General features: G+C 60.7%; 18 protein-coding genes and 1 pseudogene. 7 read left to right on the forward strand and 12 right to left on the reverse strand.

Going from position 1 to position 20,524, the window contains the following annotated elements; all coding sequences use genetic code 11:
* Nucleotides 1–139 precede the first annotated feature (139 nt).
* Nucleotides 140–1,516: a 2-oxoadipate dioxygenase/decarboxylase HglS gene (gene hglS / locus AC07S6_RS07340; protein WP_495111985.1), complete on the reverse strand. Its 1,377-nt coding sequence runs from the start codon at nt 1,514–1,516 to the stop codon at nt 140–142.
* 198 nt (nt 1,517–1,714) lie between these two features.
* Here hglS and AC07S6_RS07345 point away from each other — a divergent pair, with 198 nt between their 5' ends.
* Entirely contained in the window at nt 1,715–4,351 is a 2,637-nt protein-coding gene (locus AC07S6_RS07345; protein ID WP_495111986.1) for an MGH1-like glycoside hydrolase domain-containing protein, read from the forward strand.
* 192 nt (nt 4,352–4,543) lie between these two features.
* Here the strand turns inward: AC07S6_RS07345 and AC07S6_RS07350 are convergent, their stop codons facing one another.
* Both AC07S6_RS07350 and AC07S6_RS07355 read right to left on the reverse strand, forming a co-directional pair.
* The gene (locus tag AC07S6_RS07350; protein WP_034125754.1) at nt 4,544–4,858 is read right to left on the reverse strand and encodes an SCP2 sterol-binding domain-containing protein; all 315 of its coding nucleotides are present in this window, start codon (nt 4,856–4,858) and stop codon (nt 4,544–4,546) included.
* A gap of 56 nt (nt 4,859–4,914) precedes the next feature.
* Nucleotides 4,915–5,625 (reverse strand): histidine phosphatase family protein, encoded by a 711-nt coding sequence (locus AC07S6_RS07355; protein ID WP_495111987.1) that lies wholly within the window; start codon nt 5,623–5,625, stop codon nt 4,915–4,917.
* Nucleotides 5,626–5,819: 194 nt separating this feature from the next.
* On the opposite strand from AC07S6_RS07355, the gene sohB reads away from it, so the two are divergent.
* On the forward strand, nt 5,820–6,845 hold the full coding sequence (gene sohB / locus AC07S6_RS07360; RefSeq protein ID WP_014718187.1) for a protease SohB: 1,026 nt from the start codon (nt 5,820–5,822) through the stop codon (nt 6,843–6,845).
* Nucleotides 6,846–6,993: 148 nt separating this feature from the next.
* On the opposite strand, the gene dhaL is transcribed toward sohB, so the two are convergent.
* The 7 genes from dhaL to AC07S6_RS07395 all read right to left on the reverse strand — a co-directional run bounded on the left by dhaL (nt 6,994) and on the right by AC07S6_RS07395 (nt 14,263).
* On the reverse strand, nt 6,994–7,638 hold the full coding sequence (gene dhaL, locus AC07S6_RS07365) for a dihydroxyacetone kinase subunit DhaL (protein WP_495111988.1): 645 nt from the start codon (nt 7,636–7,638) through the stop codon (nt 6,994–6,996).
* A gap of 3 nt (nt 7,639–7,641) precedes the next feature.
* Nucleotides 7,642–8,643, reverse strand: coding sequence for a dihydroxyacetone kinase subunit DhaK (locus AC07S6_RS07370; protein ID WP_072434463.1), 1,002 nt, complete (start codon nt 8,641–8,643; stop codon nt 7,642–7,644).
* A 96-nt stretch (nt 8,644–8,739) separates the two neighbouring features.
* On the reverse strand, nt 8,740–9,855 hold the full coding sequence (locus AC07S6_RS07375; protein WP_495111989.1) for an MDR/zinc-dependent alcohol dehydrogenase-like family protein: 1,116 nt from the start codon (nt 9,853–9,855) through the stop codon (nt 8,740–8,742).
* Between the two features lie 27 nt (nt 9,856–9,882).
* Nucleotides 9,883–10,638 carry an SDR family oxidoreductase gene (locus AC07S6_RS07380; protein ID WP_495111990.1) on the reverse strand — a complete coding sequence of 252 codons (756 nt, stop codon included), beginning with the start codon at nt 10,636–10,638 and terminating at the stop codon, nt 9,883–9,885.
* Nucleotides 10,639–10,759: 121 nt separating this feature from the next.
* Nucleotides 10,760–11,767 (reverse strand): substrate-binding domain-containing protein, encoded by a 1,008-nt coding sequence (locus AC07S6_RS07385; protein WP_014718192.1) that lies wholly within the window; start codon nt 11,765–11,767, stop codon nt 10,760–10,762.
* A gap of 34 nt (nt 11,768–11,801) precedes the next feature.
* Nucleotides 11,802–12,779 (reverse strand): ABC transporter permease, encoded by a 978-nt coding sequence (locus AC07S6_RS07390; RefSeq protein ID WP_014718193.1) that lies wholly within the window; start codon nt 12,777–12,779, stop codon nt 11,802–11,804.
* On the reverse strand, nt 12,776–14,263 hold the full coding sequence (locus tag AC07S6_RS07395) for a sugar ABC transporter ATP-binding protein (RefSeq protein WP_054918574.1): 1,488 nt from the start codon (nt 14,261–14,263) through the stop codon (nt 12,776–12,778). Before AC07S6_RS07395 ends, AC07S6_RS07390 begins: the two co-directional genes overlap by 4 nt.
* Nucleotides 14,264–14,525: 262 nt before the next feature.
* Here AC07S6_RS07395 and rpiB point away from each other — a divergent pair, with 262 nt between their 5' ends.
* The 3 genes from rpiB to AC07S6_RS07410 all read left to right on the forward strand — a co-directional run bounded on the left by rpiB (nt 14,526) and on the right by AC07S6_RS07410 (nt 18,035).
* On the forward strand, nt 14,526–14,987 hold the full coding sequence (gene rpiB, locus AC07S6_RS07400; RefSeq protein WP_019817614.1) for a ribose 5-phosphate isomerase B: 462 nt from the start codon (nt 14,526–14,528) through the stop codon (nt 14,985–14,987).
* A gap of 63 nt (nt 14,988–15,050) precedes the next feature.
* A complete protein-coding gene (locus AC07S6_RS07405) occupies nt 15,051–16,031 on the forward strand; it encodes a sugar-binding transcriptional regulator (protein ID WP_054918572.1) in 981 nt (326 codons plus the stop codon).
* A 435-nt stretch (nt 16,032–16,466) separates the two neighbouring features.
* The gene (locus AC07S6_RS07410; RefSeq protein ID WP_495111991.1) at nt 16,467–18,035 is read left to right on the forward strand and encodes a TerC family protein; all 1,569 of its coding nucleotides are present in this window, start codon (nt 16,467–16,469) and stop codon (nt 18,033–18,035) included.
* A 22-nt stretch (nt 18,036–18,057) separates the two neighbouring features.
* Here the strand turns inward: AC07S6_RS07410 and AC07S6_RS07415 are convergent.
* Together AC07S6_RS07415 and AC07S6_RS07420 are read right to left on the reverse strand one after the other, a co-directional pair.
* A pseudogene (locus tag AC07S6_RS07415) lies at nt 18,058–18,345 on the reverse strand (thioredoxin family protein); the annotation flags it as partial.
* A 74-nt stretch (nt 18,346–18,419) separates the two neighbouring features.
* Complete coding sequence (locus tag AC07S6_RS07420) at nt 18,420–18,668, reverse strand: hypothetical protein (RefSeq protein WP_490615584.1); 249 nt, start codon at nt 18,666–18,668, stop codon at nt 18,420–18,422.
* 281 nt (nt 18,669–18,949) lie between these two features.
* Between AC07S6_RS07420 and AC07S6_RS07425 the strand changes: the two genes are divergently transcribed.
* Nucleotides 18,950–19,798: a transporter substrate-binding protein gene (locus tag AC07S6_RS07425; protein WP_034125742.1), complete on the forward strand. Its 849-nt coding sequence runs from the start codon at nt 18,950–18,952 to the stop codon at nt 19,796–19,798.
* A gap of 52 nt (nt 19,799–19,850) precedes the next feature.
* Entirely contained in the window at nt 19,851–20,513 is a 663-nt protein-coding gene (locus tag AC07S6_RS07430) for an amino acid ABC transporter permease (protein ID WP_495111992.1), read from the forward strand.
* Nucleotides 20,514–20,524 lie beyond the last annotated feature (11 nt).

Below are 20,524 nucleotides of genomic sequence, written 5' to 3' on the forward strand. Positions count from 1 at the left end.
CCCAAATCCCTGTCGAATTCCGGCCAGCGTGGTTTAACGGGGCGCCTAAGATCAAAAGCAGATCAAGATCAAGAGCGACTCGCTTCGCATCGTGGTTACCGTCAAGGCCGTGACGCTTGGCGTTCGGTCTTGCATCCAGTCATTTCAACAGCGTTTCAACACATATATCCATGGAACGCTGCTGCGTCTGCTCATACAACTGCAGCTCATCAATCGTGCTGCGCCCCAGCGCCTGCTCGAAGGCTGCCCGGTTGGAGTTGCCCGCGTAGTGACTCTGCGCCCCATCCCCCAGGTTTGATTGGAAGATCCCCGCCGCACTGACCGGCAGAAAATCCTCGTACACCAACGGCTCCACCGCCACATGACCGGCACCGGCCAGCGCCTCCAATGTGCGCGGCTGGTCGGCCTGGCCGCGTGCCGCCAGGCCTTTATCGGTGACGAAGTAGCGAAAATACGCCAAGCCTTGCTCGCGCATCTGCGAGTAGTTATCGGGGAAGGCGTGGAAGTGCTGTTCCATCAATTGCACATAGCGCTCGGCGTTGGCTTCATTGGGGAATGTGCCGAGTTCGTCGCGGGCGGCGTTCAGCAGTTGGTCGTACAGGGCGCGGCCTTTAGGCGTAAGTGCGACGCCGCGTTGTTCGATTTCGCCGAAGCGCGCGCTGTGGCTGCCGTGGGCATCGGTGAAGGCGATGGGTTCGTCCAGGGCCTTGAAGCTGGTCTGGCGCAGCAGGATCGGGCACTGGCGCCGGGGTGGGCCTTCGATCACGGCTTTGGGAGTGATGCCTTTGCCGGGCATCGCCGCCTGCACCTGGTCGATGTCCAGGGTGCGTGGGGTCAGGTGGTTGATGTGCGGGCCTTTGAACGCGACGACGTCGGCGATCAGGCGGTGCTGGTCGCTCAGTTGCTGATATTGGGCGCCGGTGACCGTGGCAGTGTGGTGCCAGCGGAACGTCTCCAGGGCCTGGCGGATAAAGGCCTCGGCATCGCTGGCATTCAAGCCGCCTTGGGTCTCTGCCTGGTCGATCAATGCCAAGGCCTCGCCGGTGAAGATCGAGCGCTTGGCCAGGGCGCTTTCGGCGAAGGCGCGCAGGTCGGGGTTTTCGATCAGTTCCAGGCGCAGCAATGAAGTGAACACGCGAAACGGGCTGGTTTGCAGCGCGTGTTCATGCACGGCGCGAAAGGCGGTGGAGTGAACAGGTACGCCAGCGGGGGTGAGGTCGTAGTACCCCACCGGTTGCATGCCCATCACCGCGAACAAACGGCTGATAGTCGCCAGTTCCGCAGCGGTGCCCAAGCGGATGGCGCCGTGGCGTTCCATGCCCAGGCGCTGGATTTCGCCGGTACGTTTGAGCTGGTGCGCCAGGCCCGGTTCGCTGTCGAGCACATGTGCATTGGTCTCGGCCACCAACTCCAGCAACGCCCCATATAACGGAACTTCATCTCGATACATGTCGGACATGGCCTTTGAAAAGCCCTTGCGGATCTCGTCGGCGCTGACATGTGCAGTGGTGTGCATAGAAAAATTCCTGATGACTGGAACGATGAAAGTGGCCTTTGCCTGATTTTGTTGAGCGGCCGGCCGGCTTGCAAACGAAGATTCCTCTGGACTTCATTCTGCAAATGAATGAGTTGACCCTGCGTCCAAGTCTTCATGTGCAAGCGGGCGTCATTGGGCTCTACACTGCGCTCCACTGTGTAGGTGAAGGAGGACCCAATGACGGCCAAACCCGCAACCAACCTGCTGGATACCCTCGAAGGCCAGCGCCTGGCAACGCCAGGCGCCGAGCAGTGGCGCGACTGGGGCCCGTACCTGAGTGAACGCCAATGGGGCACGGTGCGCGAAGACTACAGCGCCGACGGTGACGCCTGGGCCTACTTCCCTCATGAGCATGCACGCAGCCGCGCCTATCGATGGGGCGAGGATGGATTGGCCGGTTTCAGTGACAAGGCTCAACGCTGGTGCCTGGGCCTGGCGCTGTGGAACGAGCGTGACGCAATCCTCAAGGAACGTCTGTTCGGCCTCGACAACGCCGAAGGCAACCACGGTGAAGACGTCAAGGAACTGTACTTTTTCGTCGATGGCGTGCCGAGCCATGCCTACATGCGCATGCTCTACAAATATCCCCATGCGGCCTTTCCCTACGCTGACCTGATCGCCGAAAACGCCCGTCGTGGGCTGGCGGATGCCGAGTATGAAATCCTTGATACCGGTGTGTTCGCAGACAACCACTACTGCGACGTCAGTGTCGAATACGCTAAGCATCAGCCCGACGATATTTTCATGCGCGTCACCGTGCATAACCGTTCGGACCAACCCACACGCCTGCAGGTGCTGCCCCAGCTCTGGGCGCGCAATGATTGGAGCTGGACCTTCGATGCACCCAAGCCCAGCTTGAGGTTGGACGGCGAGCGGGTTCTGGCGCGTCATCATGAACTCGATGATCGCCACCTCAGTGCCTGGGGCCAGGACGGGTTGCAGTGGCTGTTCTGCGAAAACCAAACCAATCGGCCCAAACTGGACGGGCAACCGGCGCCGGGGCCATTCAAGGATGGCATTAATGATTACGTGGTGGGCGGGGTTGAGTCGGCCGTTCGCCGGGACGCCGGCACCAAGGTGGCCGCGCATTTCACCCTTGAACTGGCGGGCCAGGAAAGCAAAACCCTTTACCTGCGTTTTGCGCCTTTGGACGCGCCCGATGTCAATGCGCGCAAGCTATTCGAACAGCGCCGCCAGGAGGCCGATGACTTCTACGCGGTCTTGCAACAGGGCCTTGCCGATGACGATGCGCGCAATGTGCAACGCCAGGCGCTGGCCGGCCTGCTGTGGTCCAAGCAGCTGTACTATTTCGACGTGAACCAGTGGCTTGACGGCGACCCGGCCCAGCCCGCGCCACCCCCCGAGCGTCTGCTTATCCGCAATACTCATTGGCGGCACCTGAGCAACTTCGACATCTTGTCTATGCCCGACACTTGGGAATACCCCTGGTATGCCTCCTGGGATCAAGGCTTCCAGGCGGTGGCCATCGCGCTGATCGACCCCGGTTACGCCAAGCAACAGCTGTTGCTGCTGGTAAAGGACCGCTTCATGCACCCCAACGGCCAATTGCCGGCCTACGAATGGCGTTTTGACGACGCCAACCCGCCCGTGCATGCCTGGGCCAGCTGGCGCGTATATCAGCAGGACAAGGTGTTGACCGGCGTGGGCGACATGGATTTCCTGGAGCGCATCTTTCACAAGCTGCTGTTGAATTTCTCCTGGTGGGTCAACCGCAAGGACGCCGAGGGCCGCAACCTGTTCCAGGGCGGTTTTCTGGGCCTGGACAATATCGCCTTGTTCGACCGCTCGGCCACGTTGCCGCCGGGTTACCAGTTGGACCAGGCCGATGGCACCGCCTGGGTGGCGGCCTATGCCCTGGACCTGATGCGCATCGGCCTGGAGTTGGCCAAGCGCAATGCGGTGTATGTGGACATTGCGGTGAAGTTTTTCGAGCATTTCCTCTACATCGCCGGCGCTATCAACCGCGTCGATGACAGCGCCGAAGGCTTGTGGGATGAGCAGGACCAGTTTTTCTATGACGTGCTGCACCGCCCTGATGGCCAGAGCGAGCCGGTGCGCCTGCGCTCCATCGTCGGGTTAATGCCGCTGTTCGCGGTGCTGGTGCTGGAGCAGCGCGAGCATGAAGGCTTGGAGGGCTTGCGCGAGCGCCTGCTGGGCTTTATGCATCATCGGCCGGACCTGGCCAGGTTGGTTTCGCGCTGGACCGAACCGGGGCAGGGCAACCGCCTGTTGCTGGCGCTGCTGCGCGGTGAACGCACCAAGGATTTGCTGCGGCGCATGCTGGATGACCAGGAGTTCTTGTCGGCCTTTGGCGTGCGCGCCCTGTCCAAGGCGTTCGCCGAGCAGCCCCTGGCGTTGAAGATGAATGGCGACACCTTGTGTGCCAGTTACCAGCCCGGTGAGTCCGACTCTCGCTTGTACGGCGGCAACTCCAATTGGCGCGGGCCGCTGTGGATGCCGGTCAATTACATGCTGATTGAATCGTTGCGCGAATTTCATCGCTATTACGCGGAGCATTTTTCCGTGGAGTACCCGACGGGCAGTGGGTATCTGGCGTCTCTCGAGGAAGTGGCTGACAGCCTCAGCGAGCGGCTTACGCGGCTGTTTCTCAAAGATGAAAACGGTGTGCGGCCCTCGATGGCGGGGTATGCGCAGTTGCAGGAAGACCCGGCCAGTCGTGACCTGGTGTTGTTCCATGAGTATTTTCATGGTGAGACAGGGCGAGGGCTGGGGGCTTCACACCAGACCGGGTGGAGCGCGTTGGTGGCGTTACTGCTGCAACCCAAAAACTGAGCAACCTTGTGGATTTGCTTTTCTGTGGGAGCTGGCTTGCCTGCGATACAGGCACCGCGTTGCGTCCGGCAAATGGAGTAGATGCCATCGCAGGCAAGCCAGCTCCCACAAGGGATCTTCATTCTTCGCGAGAATGCCGGCAAAAAAATCCCGCCTGGGGAGGCGGGATCAGGATTCAGGGTTACCCGTGAATCAGGAAGGGAACAGCTCGCTCAGCTTCATCGCCAGCATCATGTCGCCTTCGGTGCGCAGCTTGCCGCCCATGAACGCCTGCATGCCGTCGGTGGAACCGTCGACGATGCCTTCCAGGGTCTCGCTGTCCATCACCAGGGTGACCTGAGCGTCAGGGTTTTCGCCTTCTTTGAGTTCGCAGGTCTTGTCCTTGACCACCAGCGAGAAATTCTTGCTGTCGTCGATACGGAAACCGAACACCAGGTCCAAGCCTTCGGCAGCGCTTGGGTTGAATTTGGCTTTCATTGCTTCTACTGCTTTAGCTACGTCAGTCATGGTTTCGATCCTTAAGGGTAGAGTCCAGTGACCTTGGGGTCACGGTTGGCCGCAGTTCATCGGAAAGTGATGAGCTGCGGCGCCTTCAACAGTTGCAAGTGGGCGTGACTGTTGAAGGAAGCCAGTGCCACCTCGCGACCACGGAACTTGAGTTGGTTGAGCGAGGTGTTAACAATTTGCCAGTTCATTTCGAAGGCCTGGGCGGCAGGCATTCGGGTAATCAGGTGGAGCAGGGCGGTGATGGTGCCGCCGGAGGTGAATACGGCGATTTTGTCGGTGTGGTTGGCGGCTTCCAGGATGCGCTGCAAACCACCCTTGACCCGCTCGACAAACCCCAGCCAGCTTTCCAGCCCGGGCGGATCATAGGTGCCGGCCAGCCAGCGTTCGATGATCAGGGCGAAAATGCGTTGGAACTCGCTGCGGTTCTGCGGGCCATTGCGCAGGATGTGCACGGCATCCGGCTCACTGCTGAGCAGGTCGGGTAACAGGCCGCGAATGATTGCCTCGCCGTCGAACTCGTTGAACGCGCTGTCTGTTTCCAATGCCGGAACCGGCAAGCCCAGGGCGCTGTACTGGTCGAACGTGGCGCTGGCAGTGTGCTGCTGGCGACGCAGGTCGCCGGCGATGCAGCGGTCAAACGCAATGCCCAGGTCTGCCAGGTGGCGACCGAGCACTTGCGCTTGTTCCACGCCAATGGGCGAGAGGACGTCATAGTCGTCTGCACCGAAGGAAGCCTGGCCATGTCGAATCAGATAAATGCTGCCCACGTCCGTTTTCCCGGTACGTTGAAAGTCTGGCGAGGTTATGAGGATGCCTGCGAGCTGTCAATGAAAAAACATACGCTTGTTTTAAAAGCGCGTTGGAGCCCGCCTGCTGGCGGTTTGATCACTGGCTCCTTCGCAGTGGCGTCGGTATGCTGGGGCCATCCGCGCCTGGCGCAGTGCATTTTTTAAGGAGACATATGGATTTTTTGGCCGAATACGCGAGCTTTCTGGCGAAGACCGTCACCCTGGTGGTCGCTATTCTGGTGGTACTGATCAGCTTTGCAGCACTGCGCAGCAAAGGTCGTCGTAAATCCGCCGGCCAATTGCAAGTCAGCAAGCTGAATGATTTCTACAAGGGCTTGCGTGAGCGCCTGGAGTCCAGCCTGCTCGACAAGGACCAGCTCAAGGCCCTGCGCAAGTCCGAAAGCAAAGCTGAAAAGAAGAAAGACAAGAAGAAGCCCGAGCCCAAGCCACGGGTATTCGTGCTGGATTTCGACGGTGACATCAAGGCCTCGGCCACCGAAAGCCTGCGCCATGAAATCACCGCACTACTGAGCCTGGCTACGCCCAAGGACGAAGTGGTGCTACGCCTGGAAAGCGGCGGCGGCATGGTGCACAGCTATGGCCTGGCCTCTTCGCAACTGGCGCGTATCCGCCAGGCCGGCGTGCCGTTGACCGTGTGCATCGACAAAGTCGCGGCGAGCGGCGGCTACATGATGGCGTGCATCGGCGAGAAGATCATCAGCGCTCCCTTCGCCATTCTCGGTTCCATTGGCGTGGTGGCGCAGTTGCCCAACGTCAATCGCCTGCTTAAAAAGCACGACATCGACTTTGAAGTGCTGACCGCCGGTGAATACAAGCGCACGCTCACTGTGTTCGGCGAAAACACCGAGAAGGGCCGGGAGAAGTTCCAGGAAGACCTGGACATCACGCATCAGCTGTTCAAGAACTTCGTCTCGCGTTACCGCCCGCAGTTGGCGATTGACGAGGTGGCCACTGGCGAAGTGTGGTTGGGGGTTGCCGCTCTCGACAAACAACTGGTTGATGAGCTGCAAACCAGCGATGAATACCTGGCCACCAAGGCCAAGACCGCCGAAGTGTTCCACCTGCACTATGCCGAGCGTAAGAGCCTGCAGGAGCGCGTGGGCTTGGCGGCCAGCGGTTCGGTGGACCGGGTGCTTTTGACCTGGTGGAGCCGCTTGACCCAGCAGCGGTTCTGGTAAGCCAGTACTGAAAACCAGGTAATCCCTTGTCGATCGTTCCTTCGCTCCGCGTGGGAATGCCACCAGTGACGCTCTGCGTCACCCTGGCGTAGGTGGGACGCGGAGCGTCCAAGGCTGCATTCCCGCGCGGAGCGTGGGAACGATCATGTCAGGTCAAACGGGGTTTAATCGAGTCCGCCAACTGCGTAAGGATCAGGCAGCACGATACGGCCCCGGCATCCAGAACGCCGAGGGAGCGCTCACCCAAACGACTCGCTCGGCCAATCTTGGCCACCAGGTCCTTGGTCGAATCCCGCCCCTGAGAAGCAGCGCTTTTCATCGCGTCGAGTGCATCGCTGAAAGAGCGCGCCGCTGCATGCGCCCGTTCAAAGGCTTCCACCGCCGGGATCAACGTGTCCATCAAGCACTTGTCGCCCACGCCCGCTTCGGTGATGTCCTGCAACGAGGTCAAGCCGCCGCGCAGCAGGTGGGCGAAGGTGGCGGCGTCGATGTCTTCACTGGCGCGCACTTCGTCGGCCATGCCGATAAACAGGCTGCCATACAAGGGGCCCATGGAGCCGCCGATGCCTTCCATCAGGCTCAGGGTCAGTTCATCCAGGGCTTCGGCCAGGGTCAGTTGGCGTCCTTCGATCGTGCGGCCGCAATGGGCAAAGCCCTTGGCCATGTTGATGCCATGATCGCCATCGCCGATGGCGCCGTCGACTTCGCTAAGGTACTCACGGTTTGCCACGATCACGCTGACCAGGTCGGCGACGATGGCGCTACCCTCATGGGTGGAAAAATGCTGGCTCATGGTTCACTCCGCCTGGGTCATGCCGATGGAGCGGCAGGGTTGGTCGATCAGGGTTTTCAGCTCGGCGTCGAGGCCGAGCAGGGTCAAGGTCACGCCCATCATCTCCAGGGAAGTGAAGTAGTTGCCCACGTAGCAACGGTGAATCTTCAAACCTTTGGCCTTGAGCTGTTTTTCCACCTCGGCGTAGAAAATATACAACTCCATCACCGGGGTGGCGCCCAGGCCTGAGACCAGCACCACCACGCTGTCGTCCTGGCTGAAATCGCGGTCGGCGAGGATCGGCGCCAGCATGCGCTTGGCCATGGCGGCGGCCGGTTCAATCGGGATGACTTCGATGCCCGGCTCGCCATGATGGCCAATACCTAATTCCATCTGCCCGTCGGGAATCTGGAAGTTCGGCTTGCCCACCGCGGCGATGGTGCAGGGCGTAAGGCCGATACCAATCGAGCGGCAGTGGTCGACGGTTTTCTGCGCCACCCGAATCACGCCGTCCAGGTCGTAATGCTGGGCAGCGGCGGCACCGCCGATCTTCCACATGAAGATCTCCCCGGCTACACCGCGACGCTTGGCGATGTCGGCCTTGGGCGCGGACGCCACGTCGTCGTTGGCGACCACCGTGCGGATGCGCATGTCTTTGCTGGCGGCCATTTTCATCGCCAGCTTCACGTTCATGTTGTCGCCCGCGTAGTTGCCATACAGGCATGCCACGCCTGCGCCATGGTCGGCGGCGCGGAAGGCGTCGAAAAAGCTTTTGGCGGTGGGCGAGGAAAAAATCTCGCCAACGGCCACCGCATCCACCAGGCCTGGGCCAACATAACCGAGGAACGCCGGCTCATGCCCGGAGCCGCCGCCGGTGACAATGCCGACGCGGCCCTGGGCGGAGGGTTTGGCCTTGACGATGACCCGTGGGTTGCTTTCGTACTGGCGCAGCTCGGGGTGCGCGACCAGGATGCCGCGCAGCATGTCTTCGACCACTTGGTCGGGATCGTTGATGACTCGATTCATAACGCGGGTTCCTGTGTTCTTGTTCTAAGGGGCGACACCCTTCCATTGTGGGAGCAGGCAAGCCAGCTCCCACAGGGTTTTGTGTTGTTACTGAGATCAGGGTTCGAGCACAACCTTCAGCGATTTATCGCCGCGTTCCATCACTGTAAAGGCTTCCTTGAAGTCCGCCAGCGCAAACTTGTGGGTCACCACGTCGCGCATATCGATCTTGCGGTTGCCGATAAAGTCTATGGCCCTTGGGTACATATACGGCCCCAGGTGCGAGCCGAGGATATCCAGCTCCTTGCGGTCACCGATGATCGACCAATCCACCGTGGCCTCGTCATTGAACACGCTGAATTCCACAAAGCGTCCCAGCTTGCGCAGCATCGCCAGGCCTTGGTTCACCGCCTTGTGATGCCCGGTCGCCTCGATATAAATGTCGCAGCCGTAGCCATCGGTGATTTCGCGGATCTTCGCCAACACATCCACCTCGGCCGGGTTCCACACTTCATCGGCGCCCAGGCGCAGGGCGAGGGCGGCGCGTTCGGGTTTCATGTCCAGCACGATGAGTTTTTTCGGGTTGCGCAACCGCACCGCGCCGATGATGCCCAGGCCCAGGGTGCCGGCGCCGGCGACCACCACGATGTCGTCATGGTCGACGTTGGCGCGTTCCGCCGCGTGTAGCGAGCAGGCCAGGGGTTCGATCAGGATCGCTTCATCGGGGGCGATGGATTCCGGTACTTTGTGGATGATGCCTTCCTTGGTGAAGATCATGTATTGGGCCATGGCGCCCTGCACATTGTTCTGGAAGCCATACAGGTCGTGCTTCTGGCACATCCAGTACTGGCCGTGGTTGCAAAAGCGGCAGCCCCAGCACGGCACGATCTGCTCGGAGATCACCCGGTCGCCCACGGCCACGCCGCGCTTCTCGGCGCCTGGGCCAAGGGCGACCACGCGGCACACGAACTCATGCCCGGGGATCATCGGTGGCTTCACGTAGCGCGGTTGTTCGGCATCGCCCCAGAACGACGGCGCGCCGCGATAGGTCTTGATATCGCCCATGCAAATGCCGCACAGCTCGACTTTGGTCAGGATCTCGTCGGGGCCGGGGGTGGGCACGTCGACGGTTTCCAGGCGGTAGTCTTCCGGGCCGTGGCAGACCACAGCCTGCATGGTTTTCGGGATGCTCGGGGCGAGTTGTTCAGGTGTGCGTTCGGTGACAGTGGACATGACAAAACCTCACGACATAACGATGAATTACTGAATGCTGTAACCGCCGTCGATCACCATGTTGGCACCGGTGATCATCTGCGCGGCATCACTGAGCAGGTACAACGCCAGCCCGGCGATTTCTTCCGGCTGGGCAAAGCGACCTGCCGGAATCTGCAATTTGGCCCGCTCACCCACCTCGCCCGCCCAGGCTTTTTTGCCCAGGGCGGTTTCGACGATGGTCGGGGAGATGGCGTTGACGTTGATCTGCGGCGCCCACTCCATGGCCAATACTTTGGTCATGCCGACGATGGCGGCTTTGCTGGCGCAGTAGGCGACGTGACGGTCCAGGCCAATCACGGCGGCCTGGGACGCCAGGTTGACGATGCGCCCGCTGCCCTGGGCGATCATGTGCCTGGCGCAGGCCTGAGCCATGAAAAAACTGGCCTTGAGGTTGATGTCCAAGGTGGTGTCCCAGGCGCTTTCGCTGACGTCGATGGCCTTGTCCAGCAGCACCACGCCTGCGCTGTTGATCAGGTAATCCAGGCGCTGGAAATGTGCGAACACCTTGTCGACGGTCGGTTGTATCTGGTCGATCTTCCTGAGGTCGACGGCAATGCCCAGGTGCCCGGCACCCAGGCTGGCGGCCACCTCGACCACGGCCGGATCGCGGTCCAGCAGCGCCACCCTTGCGCCGCGTTCCGCCAGCAAGGTAGCGCAGGCCAGGCCGATGCCGGCGGCGCCACCGGTGATCACCGCGCAACGGCCGCTGAGGTCGAAGGCTTGGTTCCAGAAACCAGACATGAATGACTCCTCGTTCCCACGCTCTGCGTGGGAATGCCGCGTGGAACGCTCTGCGTCCCGATGTTAGGTGACGCGGAGCGTCACGGGATGCGTTCCCACGCGGAGCGTGGGAACGATCAAACTACTTACCGCCGCTGACTTGCTTGTACAGCGCATCCGCATTGGCATTGGTCACCGGCACCCAGGGCAGGATGTAGTTCTTGGCTGTGCCGTCGGCCCATTTCACGTCCTTGGCGTAGCGCTCCCAGATCACCGATTGCGGCTTGTAGTCCTCGCCTGCCAGGGCGCGCAGGGCCACGTCCAGTGCGCCTTGGGATTGGGCCTGGGCATCCTGGAGGAAGGTGGTGACTTCGTCCTTTTTCGCCGCCTGGATCGCATCCGGCATGCCGTCGATAGAGGTAACGGGCACATCCTTGGCGGTGAGGCCATGGGACTTCAAGGCCTGCACGGCGCCCAGGGCCATGTCGTCGTTCTGGGCGATCACGCCATTGATGCCCTTGGGGTGGGCGTTGAGCCAGTCTTCGGTGAGGGTCATGGCCTGGGCGCGGTCCCAGTTGGCGGTTTTCTTTTCGATGATCTTGATGTCCGGGTGTTTGCCCAGCACTTCCAGCTCGCCTTTTTCCCGGTCGATCTGCGCCGACTGGCCAATCGGGCCCTGGATGATCACCACGTTGCCCTTGCCGTTGAGCTTGTCGACCATGGCCTGGGCCTGCAGGCGGCCGCCTTCCACGTCGTCGTTACCCACATACGGCACGCTGGCATCGGCTACTTTCGTATTGGAGGCGATGACCACCACGTCGTTGCTCATGGCGGCCTTGACGGTGCCGACGCCGGCCTTGGTATCAATCGGCACGAACAGAATCGCGTCGTAGCGTTGGGTCACCATGTTTTCGATCTGGTTGTTCTGGGTCAGAGCGTCGTAGTTGCCGTCGAACACGGTCAACTGCACGGTGCCATCCTTGACGGCCGGATGCTCCTTGAGCTCACGAACCCAGTTCTGCATGAACTGCCCCTTGAGGCCATAGACGGCTGCGCCGATCTTGTAGGTCTTGCCGTCGGCGGCCAGGGCGATACTGCTGGCGAGCAGGGAGAGGGCCGCCGCGGCGGCCAGGGTAGTACCCAGTTTCATAAGTAGAACTCCGGTTATTGTTATGGGTCGTTCTTCAGCGTTTCTTCTTGCGCCACACGTCGATCAGTACTGCGAACACAATGATCAGGCCCTTGGCGACCTGCTGGTAATAGGAGGACACGCCGAGCAGGTTCAGGCCGTTGTTGATCACGCCGATCAACAGGGCCCCGAACAAGGTGCCGACAATGCTGCCGGTACCGCCCGACAGGCTGGTGCCGCCGATCACCACCGCGGCAATCGCGTCCAGCTCATAGGAAACCCCGGCCTGGGGCAGGGCAGAGGTAGTGCGTGCCGACAGCACCACGCCGGCCAACCCGGCGAGCAGGCCCGAGACCACGTACACCGAGAACATCACCTTGCGCACGCCAATGCCCGATGTGCGCGCGCTTTTTTCATTGCCGCCCACCGCGTACACATAACGGCCGTAGGTGGTGTAGCGCAGCACCATCCAGAAAATAAGCGCGACCACGGCGAAGATGATGATCGGCACGCCCACCGGGCCGACCTTGCCGATGCCCAAGGCCAGGTAGGCGTCGGGCAGGTCGGTGATCGGGCTGCCGTCGTTGAGAATAAAGGTCATGCCCCGGGCGATGCTGAGCATGCCAAGGGTGGCCACGAACGGCGGGATCGACAGGTTGGCAATCATGAAACCATTGACCACCCCGAGCATCGCGCCGGCAAACATCCCCGCGCTGACCGCCGCCAACAGGCCATAACCCTGGGTGGCGACCATGGCGCTGCACAACCCGGCGAACGCCAGGATCGACCCCACCGACAGGTCGATGCCCTTGGTCAGGATCACATAGGTCATGCCCACGGCGAGAATGCCGTTGATGGAGGTCTGGCGCAGGATGTCCATCCAGTTGCGCCAGGTCATGAAGTACTCACTGGAAAACGCCATCACCACGCACAGCAGGATAAACACCAGCGGCAGGCCGAAGCGGTCGAGGGACAGGCGCAGGCGGTTGCGCGGCGCGGCGGTAACGGGGGCAACGATGGTTTTGGCATTCATGAGGCAAGACTCAACAAGGCTTCCTGGGAAAGGGCGGTGTCGGTGCTGATAGTGACCAGCCGGCCACCTTTGAAGACGGCGATGCGGTCGCTCAAGTGCAGCAGTTCCGGTGCTTCTGACGACACCACAATGGCTGCGCCACCGGCCCGCACAAACTGGTCGAGCAGGTGGTAGATCTCCTGTTTGGCGCCTTCGTCGATGCCGCGGGTGGGTTCATCGCAGAGCAGGCACACCGGTTCCGTGGACAGGCATTTGGCGAGCACCACCTTTTGCTGGTTTCCGCCGCTCATGGACGCCACCGGCAGCTCCAGGGAGCTGGTCTTGATTTGCAGGCGCTTGACCATGTCTTCGGCCAGTTGCGCTTCTTTGCGTGCGTTGATCAGCGACCAACTCGACAAGCGCTTATAGGCCGACAGTGCAATGTTCGACAGGATGCTGCCGGTCAGCACCAGGCCGCTGTCCTTGCGGTCTTCGGTGACCAGCGACATGCCGGCGTCGATGGTCGCCTTGGGCTGCCCGATGGGCATGGGCTTGCCTTGCAAGGTAACGCTGCCGGCATCCGCCACGGTCAGGCCGTAGATGCAATTGAGGAATTCACTGCGCCCGGAGCCCATCAACCCATAAATGCCGAGGATCTCGCCACGGCGCAGTTGCAGGCTGATGTCGTGGAACTCACCGTTGCGGCTCAGGTTGTCGACCTGCAGGCAGGTGCTGGCCGCGCATTCGCGGCCCACCTTGTGATCGATGCGCGTCAGTTCCTGGCCGACAATGCCGCGCACCAGGTGGTCGCGGTCGATATCGGCCATGCGCCCGCTTTCGACAAAGGCGCCATCACGGAAGATGCTGTAGTCATCGGCGATCTGCGCCAGTTCGCTCAGTCGATGGGACACGTACACGATGCCGGCACCGCGTGCGGTAAGGCGGCGAATCGCCTTGAACAGGGTTTCGGCCTCCCGCTCGCCGATGGCCGAGGTGGGCTCGTCCATGATCATCACCTGGCAGTCATGGCTGAACGCCTTGGCGATTTCCACCAATTGCATCTGCGCCACGCTCAAGCGGTGCATGGGGCTGGTGGCGTCGACGTCGAACTCCAGGCTTTCGAGCAGTTCGCGGGTGCGGCGGTTGAGGGCCTTGCTGTCGACGATGCAACCGGCGCGGCGCGGTTCGCGGCCCAGCCAGATGTTTTCGGCGACGGTCATGTAGGGGATGGGTTCGAGCTCCTGGGTGATCATTGCGATCCCCGCGGCCAGGGCTTCACTCGGGCGATTGAACTGCACCGGTGCGCCGTTGAGCAGAATGCTGCCGGCGTCACGCTGGGTGATGCCCATCAGGATGCTCAGGAAGGTCGACTTGCCGGCACCGTTGCCGCCGCACAGGGCGTGGACGCTGCCGGCGCGCAGAGAAAGGCGCCCGTCGCGCAGGGCTGGCACCCCGGCGTAAGCCTTGGCGACGTGTTCAGCCTGGAGCAGTAATGGCGTGGCCATCGGCGTGTCCTCGTGCTGTGAATTCTTATTAGGTCGCACAGTCATGTTTCGCTGTGATCATATGTGTATCAAATGAAATTCTGATCAGTCAATCTCTTTCACTTAAAAGGTGTGATTCTCATCTTTGACGCAGTTATTGCCTTGGTGTAGGGCTTTGACTGGCAGGTCAGTTAAATCTCGCTTGACAGTAAGGGGTGAATGCTTGCGAAATGAGTGAGAGATATTTCACTAAGTGATCATTTGATCAGTGGAGTTTGGCGCCATGAACACACCTTTCCCGGTGGCTATCGGATGTGATGAAGCGGGTTTTGAGCTCAAAGAGTTGTTGAAGCGCCATATCGAGGCGTTGGGGTACCCGGTCACCGACTTCGGTACGCATTCAACGGCGCCGGTGCTGTACCCGGACATCGCCCTGGCCGTGGCCACCGCCATCAATGCCGGGCAACAGCGCCTCGGCGTGCTGGTATGCGGCACCGGCATAGGCATGGCCATCTCGGCCAACAAGGTGCTGGGCATCCGTGCGGCCCAGGCCCATGACACCTACTCGGCGGAGCGGGCGCGCAAGAGCAACGATGCGCAAATCCTCTCCATCGGTGCGCGGGTCATCGGTGCGGAGTTGGCCAAAAGCATCGTCAGTGCGTTTTTGGCCTCGGAGTTCGAAGCGGCGCGGTCCGGGGCCAAGGTCGAACGCATCAATGCGATCGAGCGCGATGGGCATCAGTAGTGGACGGCGCGGGGCAAGAGTCGGGAGAATGCGCCTTTGACGCCGAAACGGAAGCCCGTCCCCATGAGTGACAGTACCCAGCGCATGGCCAGTGATATCGATCAGATGACCGAAGTGGCGATGCTCTATTACCTTGAGAACGTCACTCAAGAGGCCATTGCCAAGCGCTTTGACCTGTCGCGGGCCAAAGTCAGCCGCCTGCTCAAGCGTGCTCGGGATGAAGGGATCGTCGAGGTGCGTGTGTTGCAGCACCCGGCGATGAACAACGAGCTGGAGCGGGCGCTGGTAGAGCGCTTCAAGCTCGACCGCGCCTTGATCGCGGTCGACCACAGCGACCCCGACACCCAGCGCTCGGCGGTCGCCAGCCTGGTGGCCAACTACCTCAACAAGACCCTGAGTGATGGGATGATCGTTGCCGTGGGCATGGGGCGTAACGTCGGCGCGGTGGCCGATAACGTGTTTCTGCCGGTGACCCGCAACTGCACCTTCGTGTGTGCCATCGGCGGTTCGCTCAAGGCCGGCGAATACATGAACCCTGACCACATCTGCCGACGCCTGGCCCTGCGCTTTGGGGGCGAAAGTGAAAGCCTCTACGCCCCGGCGTTGGTGGCCAACCCGGAACTGCGCGGGGTGCTGATCAACAACGACACGGTGCGTTCGACCCTTGACCGCGCACGCCGCGCTGACATTGCCTTGATCGGCATCGGCGACATGAGCGAGAACAGCAACATGGTGCGCATGGGCTGGTTCTCGCCCCAGGAAATCGCCCAGGCGCGCCTGTCTGGCACTGTGGGCGACATGATGGGCTATGACTTTATCGACATTCACGGCCAGCCGGCGGTCAACGCCATCCAGGGGCGGGTGATCGGGTTGACGGTGCAGGAGCTGTTTCGCATCCCGGACGTGGTGGCGATTGCCAGTGAGAACACCAAGGCGGCGGCGACCTTGGGGGCGTTGCGCTCGGGAGTGATCAATACGCTGGCGACCACCGTCACCAACGCCCACACCATCCTGGCGCTGGACGATGCCACTCGTAAACCCTGATACAGATTGTTCCCACGCTCCAGCGTGGGAACGCATCCTGTGACGCTCCGCGTCATCCTTGCGCGGGTGGGACGCGGAGCGTCAAAGGCGGCATTCCCACGCAGAGCGTGGGAACGATCAACACCGAGGTGCCTGCATCGCAGGCAAGCCAGCTCCCACAAGTATCGCTGTGCTTCTGATAGGGGTTTACAGGTTTTGTAATAGTTTTGCGTTGTGGGAAATTTGTATTTCGAATGTAGGATTCAAGTCCTTTTGTCATTTCAGGACTTGCATGAACACCCTTTCGGAGCCTCCCAGTCGTCTTTCCCCAAGACAACCGCTGTCGCTGTTCCCGCTGAAGCACCCCGTATTCCGTCAACTAACCTTGTCCCGGTCGCATGACCGCACTTTGCCGTGCCCGACGTTCTGAACACTTTAAAGACAGAGAATTTATAAATGGAATGGTTAGCGGATCCTACGGCCTGGCTCGGCCTTGCGACCTTGATTGTGCTGGAACTGGTGCTGGGTATCGACAACCTGGTGTTTATCGCGATCCTGGCGGACAAGCTGCCACCGGAGCAGCGTGACCGTGCACGTTTGATCGGTTTATCCCTGGCGCTGCTGATGCGCCTGGGCCTGTTGGCGAGTATTTCCTGGTTGGTGACCCTCACCCAGCCGCTGTTCGAGGTGTTCGACAAGAGCTTCTCCGGCCGTGACCTGATCATGCTGTTCGGCGGTATATTCCTGCTGTTCAAGGCCACCATGGAATTGCATGAGCGCCTTGAAGGCCATGTGGCGCAGCACAAGGGCAGTGTGGCTTACGCCATGTTCTGGCCGATCGTCGCGCAGATCGTGGTGCTGGATGCGGTGTTCTCCCTCGACGCGGTGATTACCGCCGTGGGCATGGTTGACGAGCTGGCGGTGATGATGATCGCCGTGATCGTGTCCATCGGCCTGATGATCGTGGCGAGCAAGCCGCTGACCCGTTTCGTCAATGCGCACCCCACCGTGATCATGCTGTGCCTGGGCTTCCTGATGATGATCGGTTTCGCCCTGACCGCCGAAGGCCTGGGCTTCCATATTCCCAAGGGCTACTTGTACGCGGCCATTGGCTTCTCGATTCTGATCGAGGTGTTCAACCAGATCGCCCGAGCCCGTCGCAAAAAATCGGCACAGGGTGTGTTGCCGGTGCGTGAGCGTACCGCCCATGCGGTGATGCGCTTGTTGGGCGGCCGCAGCCTGGCGGTGGAAGAGGTGGGTGAAGAGGTAGCCGACCTGCTGGGCGAGCCGGATGCTGCGCAGGGTCCGCTGTTTGACCGGCGCGAACGGGTGATGATCAGCGGTGTGCTGCAACTGGCCGAGCGGCCGATTCGCACCCTGATGACCCCAAGGGCCAAGGTTGATTGCATCGACCTGGCGGACGACCCCGAGACGATCCGTCTGAAACTGATGCACTCGTCCTACTCGCGTCTGCCGTTGATCCGTAACGGTGCGGTGGATGAGCCCCTGGGTTTTGTGCACAAGAAGGAGTTACTCAAGGAGTGCCTGGCGGGCAACGAGCCGAACCTGGAACACCTGGCGCGTCGGGCGATCAACCTGCTGGACAGTTTTTCGATCCTCAATGCCCTCGAGCAGATGCGCCAGGAGTCCACTCACATCGCTTTCGTGATCAACGAATTCGGCGACTTCATGGGCGTATTGAGCATGACGGATATTCTGGAATCCATCGCCGGTGAATTGCCCGATGCCAGCGAAATCGAAGGGCCCGATATTGTCGAGCAAGGCGATGGCTTCCGTGCCAATGGCGCCTTGAACCTCAACCTGGTGCGTCAACGCACGGGCTTCAAGGCGGTGACGACCGAGGATTATCAAACCCTGGCAGGTTTGGTGATGAGCCTGCTTGACCGCCTGCCGGTGGTGGGCGATAGCCTGGAACATGAAGGCTGGCGTTTGACCGTGGCTGAAGTGGAGGAGCGTCGAGTGACGCAAGTGCACTTGCACCCTTGCTCAGGTCATAACGGCTGAAGATGTTCTTCACGTACTGCTCTTGTTCTTCAAGGGGGCCCAAACCTTTGTGTTGTTCCACCAGGGCGCCCTTGCGATAAATCAGCAGCGTCGGGGTGCCTGACACGTCAGGGTGCCTCGGCGTATGGGCGCAATCGAGTACCAGGCTCACGACCCAGGGATGCTGCCAGGCGTGCTGTTCGAACAAGGAGCCTGCCTGCGCGCAAGCGGGGCAGTGCTCTGATACAAACAGGAGGAACACCGGGCGCGGTGTATTCAGTACGCGTTCGAACGCTTTGGCGCTGGAAATGATGCGGGTGGCCATTCCCATGGTGATCTCCCTTCAAGCCGCGTGGGTGTTTGCCAACGCTAAGCCCGTGGCTTGCCACCGTCTACTGTCAACCTTCACAGGTCTGCCTCGCGCTCTATGCGCTCCCTGGCCTTGCGGGCCTGGCTCGCGCACTTCTCGTATTCCTCATTGTCGCGGGAGGCCTTGGCCCGGCGATAGCCATGGTGATTCTGGGCGGTGTAGTCGGTGCTGAAGGCTTCCTTGAGTTTCTGCAGTTCTTCCTTGCATTCACGGCGGTCGCTACTGGCCAGGGCGTTGCCAGTCACCCCGAGCAAAAGCACGGGCAAGATATATCGCAGTTTCATCAGTCAGGTTCCATGTAAGGGCGAGCAAGCACGCTCTTAGAGGGTAGCCCAGGCGTTCGGTATTGGTGCGCAGTAACAGGGTTTGAGGTCTTGCGTAGCAAAGCGTTTGTACTCACGGGCAGGCGCCGCATTCCCATCAGGCCGCTATCTGACTGATCCAAAAGGCATTTGCGGGGCGCATGTCTTTCCATGAGCACCTATGGCACACTTTCTGCTGTCTATTCCGTTGTTACATACCAAGTTCCGGTATAGCGGAATACACCCTCCCTGGAGTGCTTGTCATGCATCACCGACCTTCCGTATTCAAAGCGTGTGTTTTTCTCGTCGCTGCATCGGCTTCCCTCGCCAGCGTTGTGCAGGCGGCGGACAGCAAGCTCGATGATGTGCTCAAGCGTGGGCACTTGATCGTAGGTACAGGCAGTACCAATGCGCCGTGGCACTTCCAGGGAGCGGATGGCAAATTGCAGGGATTTGATATCGACATCGGCCGCATCGTGGCCAAAGGCTTGTTCAATGACCCGAGCAAGGTGGAGTTTGTGGTGCAGTCGTCCGATGCACGTATTCCCAACCTGCTCACCGACAAGGTCGACATGAGCTGCCAGTTCATCACCGTCACCGCCAGCCGTGCGCAGCAGGTGGCCTTCACCCTGCCGTACTACCGGGAAGGCGTCGGCCTGCTGTTGCCCAATAACAGCAAATACAAGGAAATCGAAGACCTGCAGGCGGCGGGCGACGACGTCACCGTGGCAGTGCTGCAAAACGTATACGCCGAAGAGTTGGTGCACCAGGCGCTGCCCAAGGCCAAGGTCGACCAGTACGACAGTGTCGACTTGATGTACCAGGCCGTGAACTCAGGCCGCGCCGATGCCGCCGCCACCGATCAGTCCTCGGTCAAATACCTGATGGTGCAGAACCCTGGCCGCTACCGCAGCCCCACCTACGCCTGGAGCCCGCAAACCTATGCCTGCGCGGTCAAGCGCGGCGACCAGGACTGGCTGAATTTCGTCAACACCGCGCTGCACGAAGCCATGACCGGTGTGGAATTCCCCACCTACAAAGCCTCGTTCAAGCAGTGGTTCGGCGTGGACCTGCCAGAACCGGCGATTGGTTTTCCCGTGGAATTCAAGTGACCCGCAACAACAGGGGCGTGCCTGAACACGCCCCCTTCAGGTGCTGCTGACCATGAACTATCAGTTGAACTTTGCCGCCGTCTGGCGTGATTTCGACACCTTGCTGGCGGGGCTCGGCCTGGGGTTGCAGTTGGCGTTGCTGTCGATCGCCATCGGCTGCGTGATCGGCCTGTTGATGGCGTTTGCCATGCTCTCCAGGCACCGTGCGTTGCGTATTCTTGCCTCGGTGTATGTGACGGTGGTGCGCAACACCCCCATCCTGGTGTTGATCCTGTTGATCTACTTCGCCTTGCCCTCCCTGGGTATTCGGCTGGATAAGATTCCCTCGTTCTTCATCACCCTGTCGTTGTATGCCGGTGCCTATCTCACCGAAGTGTTCCGCGCAGGCCTGGTGAATATTCCCAAGGGTTTGCGCGAAGCCGGCCTGGCCATTGGCCTGGGCGAGTGGCGAATTCGCGCTTACATCACCGTGCCGGTAATGCTGCGCAACGTGCTGCCGGCGCTGTCGAACAACTTTATCTCGCTGTTCAAGGACACCTCCCTGGCCGCTGCGATCGCGGTGCCGGAGCTGACCTATTACGCCCGCAAGATCAACGTCGAAAGCTACCGGGTGATTGAAACCTGGCTGGTCACGACCGCGCTCTACGTGGCTGCCTGTTACCTGATTGCCATGCTGCTCCGTTACCTGGAACAGCGTTTGGCTATCCGTCGTTAAGGAAGGGTCCC

This window comes from Pseudomonas sp. GW821-FHT07B01 (assembly GCF_059419065.1).

Bases quoted from the DNA above. Each gene is read 5' to 3' on its own strand.
- hglS (WP_495111985.1), bottom strand. From the start codon at position 1,516: ATGCACACCACTGCACATGTCAGCGCCGACGAGATCCGCAAGGGCTTT.
- AC07S6_RS07345 (WP_495111986.1), top strand. From the start codon at position 1,715: ATGACGGCCAAACCCGCAACCAACCTGCTGGATACCCTCGAAGGCCAG.
- AC07S6_RS07350 (WP_034125754.1), bottom strand. From the start codon at position 4,858: ATGACTGACGTAGCTAAAGCAGTAGAAGCAATGAAAGCCAAATTCAAC.
- sohB (WP_014718187.1), top strand. From the start codon at position 5,820: ATGGATTTTTTGGCCGAATACGCGAGCTTTCTGGCGAAGACCGTCACC.
- dhaL (WP_495111988.1), bottom strand. From the start codon at position 7,638: ATGAGCCAGCATTTTTCCACCCATGAGGGTAGCGCCATCGTCGCCGAC.
- AC07S6_RS07370 (WP_072434463.1), bottom strand. From the start codon at position 8,643: ATGAATCGAGTCATCAACGATCCCGACCAAGTGGTCGAAGACATGCTG.
- AC07S6_RS07375 (WP_495111989.1), bottom strand. From the start codon at position 9,855: ATGTCCACTGTCACCGAACGCACACCTGAACAACTCGCCCCGAGCATC.
- AC07S6_RS07380 (WP_495111990.1), bottom strand. From the start codon at position 10,638: ATGTCTGGTTTCTGGAACCAAGCCTTCGACCTCAGCGGCCGTTGCGCG.
- AC07S6_RS07385 (WP_014718192.1), bottom strand. From the start codon at position 11,767: ATGAAACTGGGTACTACCCTGGCCGCCGCGGCGGCCCTCTCCCTGCTC.
- AC07S6_RS07390 (WP_014718193.1), bottom strand. From the start codon at position 12,779: ATGAATGCCAAAACCATCGTTGCCCCCGTTACCGCCGCGCCGCGCAAC.
- AC07S6_RS07395 (WP_054918574.1), bottom strand. From the start codon at position 14,263: ATGGCCACGCCATTACTGCTCCAGGCTGAACACGTCGCCAAGGCTTAC.
- rpiB (WP_019817614.1), top strand. From the start codon at position 14,526: ATGAACACACCTTTCCCGGTGGCTATCGGATGTGATGAAGCGGGTTTT.
- AC07S6_RS07405 (WP_054918572.1), top strand. From the start codon at position 15,051: ATGAGTGACAGTACCCAGCGCATGGCCAGTGATATCGATCAGATGACC.
- AC07S6_RS07410 (WP_495111991.1), top strand. From the start codon at position 16,467: ATGGAATGGTTAGCGGATCCTACGGCCTGGCTCGGCCTTGCGACCTTG.
- AC07S6_RS07420 (WP_490615584.1), bottom strand. From the start codon at position 18,668: ATGAAACTGCGATATATCTTGCCCGTGCTTTTGCTCGGGGTGACTGGC.
- AC07S6_RS07425 (WP_034125742.1), top strand. From the start codon at position 18,950: ATGCATCACCGACCTTCCGTATTCAAAGCGTGTGTTTTTCTCGTCGCT.
- AC07S6_RS07430 (WP_495111992.1), top strand. From the start codon at position 19,851: ATGAACTATCAGTTGAACTTTGCCGCCGTCTGGCGTGATTTCGACACC.